This window comes from uncultured Butyricimonas sp., assembly GCF_959596855.1.
GTDB lineage: Bacteria > Bacteroidota > Bacteroidia > Bacteroidales > Marinifilaceae > Butyricimonas > Butyricimonas muris.
The window spans coordinates 64159-70576 of the sequence record NZ_CAUFYA010000025.1; the positions used below are offsets into that span (position 1 = coordinate 64159).

3 protein-coding genes are annotated in these 6418 nt (G+C 45.0%); all 3 read right to left on the reverse strand.

All coding sequences use genetic code 11. The annotated features are described in order from the left end of the window. Positions 1-18: 18 nt before the first annotated feature. Positions 19-1458: a RagB/SusD family nutrient uptake outer membrane protein gene (locus Q5866_RS11905; protein ID WP_186977508.1), complete on the reverse strand. Its 1440-nt coding sequence runs from the start codon at positions 1456-1458 to the stop codon at positions 19-21. 27 nt (positions 1459-1485) lie between these two features. Beyond that, on the reverse strand, positions 1486-4920 hold the full coding sequence (locus tag Q5866_RS11910) for a SusC/RagA family TonB-linked outer membrane protein (protein WP_303180432.1): 3435 nt from the start codon (positions 4918-4920) through the stop codon (positions 1486-1488). Between the two features lie 114 nt (positions 4921-5034). Continuing rightward, positions 5035-6177, reverse strand: a complete 1143-nt coding sequence (locus Q5866_RS11915; protein ID WP_303180433.1) for a FecR family protein — start codon at positions 6175-6177, stop codon at positions 5035-5037. Positions 6178-6418: the final 241 nt, after the last annotated feature.

Genomic DNA, 6418 nt, shown 5'->3' on the forward strand with positions numbered 1-6418 from the left:
CATAACTGTTCTTGTTGATTATTCTGTAACTCCACGTCTTAATTCAAGCTCTTTCTCCGGTATGGGGAACACGTAACCGGGAGTCGCAACATCCACGTATGTTTCTTGATCGTGCTCCAATACCTTCGTTATATTCAACCGCTTATAATAATAGAACAAATGCCCTTCACTGAAAAATTCTTTCTTGTACTCGTTCAGAATCTCGTTCCGGAACTCTTCGTCCGATATGGAATCTTCTAGCTTTTTCAATCCCCTGTTCACCAAAACCTCGTTCAGATAAGCACGCCCTTCCGCCGTGTTACCACAACATTCGGCGGCGATATAATACATCTCAGACCAACGCATCAAAGTAACCAAATCTCCCCTGCTGGCAACACCTCCATTGTACCTATAAAACACATACTTTTGACCACCCACCTGATCCGTTGCAGCAAGATACCACAAATACGTGAACCGATAATCCGTACTTCCCCCCGACGTTTTTCCATAAAGCTTTTCTATATCCGAGACATCATTATCCAAACGCTCCATCGCGAATCCCATTCTTTTCTCGTACACGTCTTTCAGATCGGTTTTATTCAAAGTAAATATACACTCCGTGTAAAATGCAACATCCCTTGATTGCAAATCTTTACAGTCCACCAATGGATCCATAAACCTGAATTGTTGTGACTCAATTACTTTTTTGGCATACAACAAAGCGTTTTCCGTGTCCCCCTTCCAGTGGTAAATCCGAGCCATCGTCGCGTACACCGCCCAACGATTAAAATGAGAGCGGCGACTGTTCAACCAACTGTTCTCCACGGAAGACGAGTACATATTGTCTACCGACAACAAACTATCCGCTTCCTGCAAATCCCGAAGAGCCAACCCAATCACCTCGTCCTCCGTATTGAACAAAGGCCATTCCCGCCCGGATAGTTTCGTCACGTAAGGAATGGTCAATTCATCCCCAGTCAACGCATACGGCTTCCCGAACAACCGCATCAAATCGAAATGCATAAAAGCACGGACACCTAACGCCTCCCCCTTTATCATCCGGTAATTGTCATAAGTAAATACCGATTTATAATTTTCAATCTGCTCCAACAGACTATTTACGTTAGCGATAACATTATAACCTTTACTCCAAATATTATCAATCGTACCGACAACTTTAGAATCCTGATAATAATTGGCTGCATCCAAATCTTTTCCTAACCCTCCGACATCATAATTACTATATATTTTAAAGCGTCGAGCCAACACGTCCAAATAAGTCACACTCAGTATATCCCCGTACAAGGCATCATCCGTCATCAGGTAATACACCCCCGCCATGCCGTCCATAAATCCCTGTTCCGTCTTGAACATCTCGTAATCGATCACTTCCGTCTTCGAGGGTACATCCAACCAATCGTTACATGCCCCCAAGGAAAGCCCGAAAACCAACACGATATAAAAAATATATTTCTTCATAATCTACTTTTTTATTTTTCACAAACACTACAATCTAGCCGACAGCGTAAACAGGAAACTACGATTGAACGGGTAAGACGTACCGGACTCCCGCTTCATACTTGAAATACGCAATACATTCTGCATCGAGAAACTCACGCTAAAACGGTCGCTGTTAATCGCCTCTTTGGAAGTATCATTCACTTTCTGCACGGCCTTGTTCACCAACCGGTTCAACCAACGCTCCACCAGAATACCCGGGTCAATCGTCAATCCCGTAATCTCGAACGAATTTGCTTTCTGCACGAAACGAGAAGTCACTTTCGTCGATTTTTCCGTACGCGTATAACCTTCCAAATCCACCAATCCTTTATAATCGGCAGGTTTACCCGGTTCCATCCAACGATCTTTCAACACCCGTTTATCCATATTTTGTTTCAAATTGAAATTCTCCACTTTACTTGCCAGCGTACTGTTATACAACACACCTCCCGTGCGGAAAGTCAACCCGAAATTCAAACGGATCCATTTGTATTGGAAATTATTATAAATCGTGAAGTTCAATTTCGGTTGCATATCTCCCATATACACCATATCCTCCTGTCTCCACACGTAAGTTTGCCGCCCGTCTTTCGTCAGGAATACCTCGTAACCGTTACTCGCATCAATTCCCAAAGAACGCACGGCATACAATCCGCTCACGCTGGCACCTTCCACGTATTGAAGCACCGGAGTCGTAGCTCCGTTTGTTATCTGTTGATTCAAGGCAGCTTGATTTTGTGCTTTCAAATTATCCGTGATCTCCAACAATTTATTCTCGTTATGATAGAATGAAGTAGATACAGACCAGAACAACTCTCTCTTGGGTGCTTGAAACAACACCACCCGAACCCCCAAATCGAATCCCACGTTCTGGCTCTTACCCAAATTATCGTGATAAGAATCAAAACCATTGGAAGGAACCGTGGAAGTCGACATGATTAAATCGTCCGTGGTCTCCCGGTAATAATTAAAGTTCGCCGTCACCCGTCCATCGAACAATCCCAAATCCACACCATAATTCCATTTTTGCGTTTGCTGCCACTTCAATGCCGTGTTCCCCAACCCCATCAACGTGGCAGGGATAAAATCAAGGTACCGTCCGTCCGTTTGATACTTGTACGTCGTGGCTCCCGCGTAAGCCGGGAAATTCACGCTTCCGGTAAATCCCCATGAAACCCGGAACTTCAACTGGCTGATAATATTCTGCCCCAGCATAAATTTCTCGTTATGGAAATTCCAACCGATACCGACAGAGCCCAAATCCCCGAATCTTTTTTTCCGCCCGAACACGGATGAACCGTCCGCCCGAATAGAACCATCCAACAAATAACGATTACCGTAAGCATAACTCAAGTTCCCGTAAAAACCCGCCGTTCGTTTCATACTATAACTCCCGGACGGTTTCGTGTTACTGTATTGCAGCCCGAACAACAAATCATCCAAGCGGTCATTCGGGAATCCTTTAACCACCAACCCGAAAGAATTGGACTCATCGTGATTCAACTGCGCTCCCGCGGAAATATAAATCGTGTGATTCCCAAAGTTTTGCCCGTAATTCAACGTGGAAGTCAGCTGCCACTTTTTCGTCTTTCCATTATTCTTGGTATAAGCTCCCCTTTCGGAAAAAGCCGACGTGAAAAATTCGGACGCCGTTCCCGGTATGAAATTATCCCGTTCCGTTGTCCCGTGTGTATAGGTAAACGTCGTGTTCAACTTCAAACCTTTCACGAAAGTCACTTCCGACCAGAACTCGTTACCGATAGAAAGACTGGAATTTGTATTCACCATATGCAAATGGGCATTCCAAAGCGGATTCTTCTCGGCAGGGGTATGGGATGAAGAGATTAAACCATTACTCCCCTCCGTGGGATAAATATCCACGTATTTAGTGACATTACCGTTCTCATCCTTCGGTAGCCAGTAAGGATTCATCCGGGCATATTGACCGAAATCCCCGTAAGGTGATTCCGACCCCTTGGAAGAACTGATCTTTAGCGCATACTGGAAACTTAATTTCTTATCCAAAGTCGTGTACTTTACCCGGACGTCACCCCCGAGTACATTCCGGTAAGAACCTTTCATGATACCGCCGTTATTGGAATAATTCACCGTTCCCTGCAACAACACTTTTTTGGTCCCGTAAGAAACCCGCGCTGTATGGGAATGAGTAAATTCCGTACGCAAAGGTTGGGACAACCAATATGTATTAATGCCTCGGGCTACATTGTGTTTGACCAAGTTGTGCAAATCATCCAACTGCTTCTGTGTCGAAAAATCACGGCTACGATAGTAACCACCAATCTCCTCAACCTCCAACTTTTGCTTGGCATTCATCAAGTTGAAACTAGATAAATCCGGTATATTCACTCCATAAGTACCCGTGTAAAACACTTGCGTTTTTCCCTCTTCCGGCTGAATCGTTTCCACAACCAATACCCCGTTTGCGGACTTGGAACCGTAAATCGCTGTCGCAGCAGCATCTTTCAACAACGTGACTGACTTCACGATATTGGGACTCATGTCAAACAAAGTCTGCAAATCGGACTCGAAACCGTCAATAATAATCAATGGCGGGTTGCTGATATACCCGTATTCGCTCTCCATGTCCGTCTGCATGATACTGTTCGTACCCCTCAACTGTACCTTCGGCAACACGTTCGGGTTGGAACCGTTCACCACGTCGTCCGGCATCTGGAACGAGGCATCCAACACCTTCAAGGCACTCAGAATACTCGTTTTACTGATCGCACGGATATCCTCTCCCGTGTATTGAGTCGCGGCACCGGTAAAGTTCTCTTTCGGACGGGTAAAAATACCGTTATTGATTACCGTCACCTCCTCGATAGCATAGGCCAGAGAATCCAGAATCACGGTACCCATCTCCGATTTTGCCGTCAATGTCTTTTTCTCGTAACCGATAAAACTAAATTCGATCTTACTCCCCTCGAAAACATCCGTCAGCATAAAATGCCCGCTGGTATCCGATGTCGTACCCCGGTATTCGCCCAGCACTTGAACTGTCACCCCGGGAATCGAAACGTTCTTGGCATCCACCACCCGACCACGCACTCGTTGTATCACCTTTTTGGCAACCGGGGTTGCTTTTGCTTTACTTACCACGATAGCACCACTCTGAAACTTCCATTGTAATTTCGTTCCTTTCAACAACTCGTCCATCACCTCGCTAATCGAAGCATCCTTGAACTCGTAATCTTTCCGGGGAGCATCAGGCAAATCCTCTTTCAGATAAGTAAACCGATAACGTGTCGTTTCCTGCAAGTGCTTGAACACCTGCTCTACCAACACCGACTTCATACTTAGCGTCACGCGCTGCTCCGTCTGGGCGGAAAGCATCCCCGGACACCAAAAACTACTCGCAAAAATGTAAAAGATTAGAAAAAGACCCTTCCAAACCATCTTTTTTCGTCCTTTCTTTCTCATAAAATGATTTTTTTTCATACCTTTGTTTTTAAGGTTATTAAATAACAGATACACAAATAATCTTGAACATGAGGAAGAGTGGGCTAGACTCTTCCTTGTTTTTTGATTATACCTTTAGAAACGGATATATATTTTCTTTCCTTCTATTCTATATTTAAAATCAATTAAACTCTGTAACACACACAATAACTCTTCCACTTTGTCGTCACGCATGGCGTGGAAAGTCACACTACCACCGGGCGTGGCAACTTTATTCTCGATAACAAATTCTACATCATACCACTGCGCCATAGCTGCTAGAATCATCCCTATAGGCTCTCCCTCGAAGGCAAACATTCCTTCCCGCCAAGCAACACAGATTGACGGATCATCCAATTCTACCACTTCAATATCTCCCGTTTCCCTGTCAAACACAGCCTGTTCACTAGGCGACAATATTTTGTATATCGAATCATTCCCCACGTGCACGACACCTTTCAACAAAGTCACTTTCAAAAATTGTTCATCGGCATAATCCCGCACGTTCAGTTCCGTCCCCGTCACCCATATCTGCAAATTCTCATCCGTCCGCACTTCAAAAGGGCGGGTAGGATTAGTCCTCACTTTGAAGAAAGCCTCTCCGCGTAACGTCACCTCCCGTTTATCTTCCGCGAACCGATCCGGATATGTCAGCACCGTTTCCGAATTCAACCAAACCTCGGTACTATCGTTCAATCGCAACCAATACTCGCTTCCCCTCGGAACTTCTACACGGATCATCTGCACCTTCTCCTCCGCGACCACATTCTCGCCAGCCTTCTCTTTCACGTGTTCCTTCCACGCCGTACCCGTGTCATTTTCTTTCAACACCACCTTGCGCCCGTCATCCACGGATAAAAACGCGTAATGCTTACCTTCCACCGGAAGAATAGGCTCCACACCCGCTTTTTCCGTCCGAAGCGAAAAAATAATAACCGTACTCAAAACAGCAACCAACAACACCGCCGCCACCGAAGAAATCTTCATGTACAGTCTGCGCCGCACCTTACGACGAATCTTTTCATGAATTGCCCCTATCGTCTTCTCGTATTTCAGATGTCCGAAATTCCGTTTACGCTCCGCAAAACTCTGCCCGGACACGAACGCCTCATACATCTCCCGATGCTCGAGGGAAGAGTCCAACCAACGCTGCAAACGCTCCTCCTCCCTCGGGGAAATATTCCCAACCACCTTTTTTACCATGATCTCGGCGAGTTCGATTCCGTCCAAATAATTCATATCTCATTTTTTTATCACTAAAACACCACCATTCAGAAAAAGTATACATCGAATAAAAAAAAATTATACATTTGTATTGTAATATTTACAATCCCCTCGTACTATGGAGTTGGACACCCTCTTACAAGAAATACAAAAGGATAACCGTAAAGCCTTTGACAAACTCGTTTTGCAATACAACGAATCGCTGAACGCTTTCGCATTCAACATTCTCAAAGACAAAGAAGCAGCGGAAGATATC

Coding starts and splice junctions, on each gene's coding strand:
- Q5866_RS11905 (WP_186977508.1), bottom strand. CDS start 1,458: ATGAAGAAATATATTTTTTATATCGTGTTGGTTTTCGGGCTTTCCTTG.
- Q5866_RS11910 (WP_303180432.1), bottom strand. CDS start 4,920: ATGAGAAAGAAAGGACGAAAAAAGATGGTTTGGAAGGGTCTTTTTCTA.
- Q5866_RS11915 (WP_303180433.1), bottom strand. CDS start 6,177: ATGAATTATTTGGACGGAATCGAACTCGCCGAGATCATGGTAAAAAAG.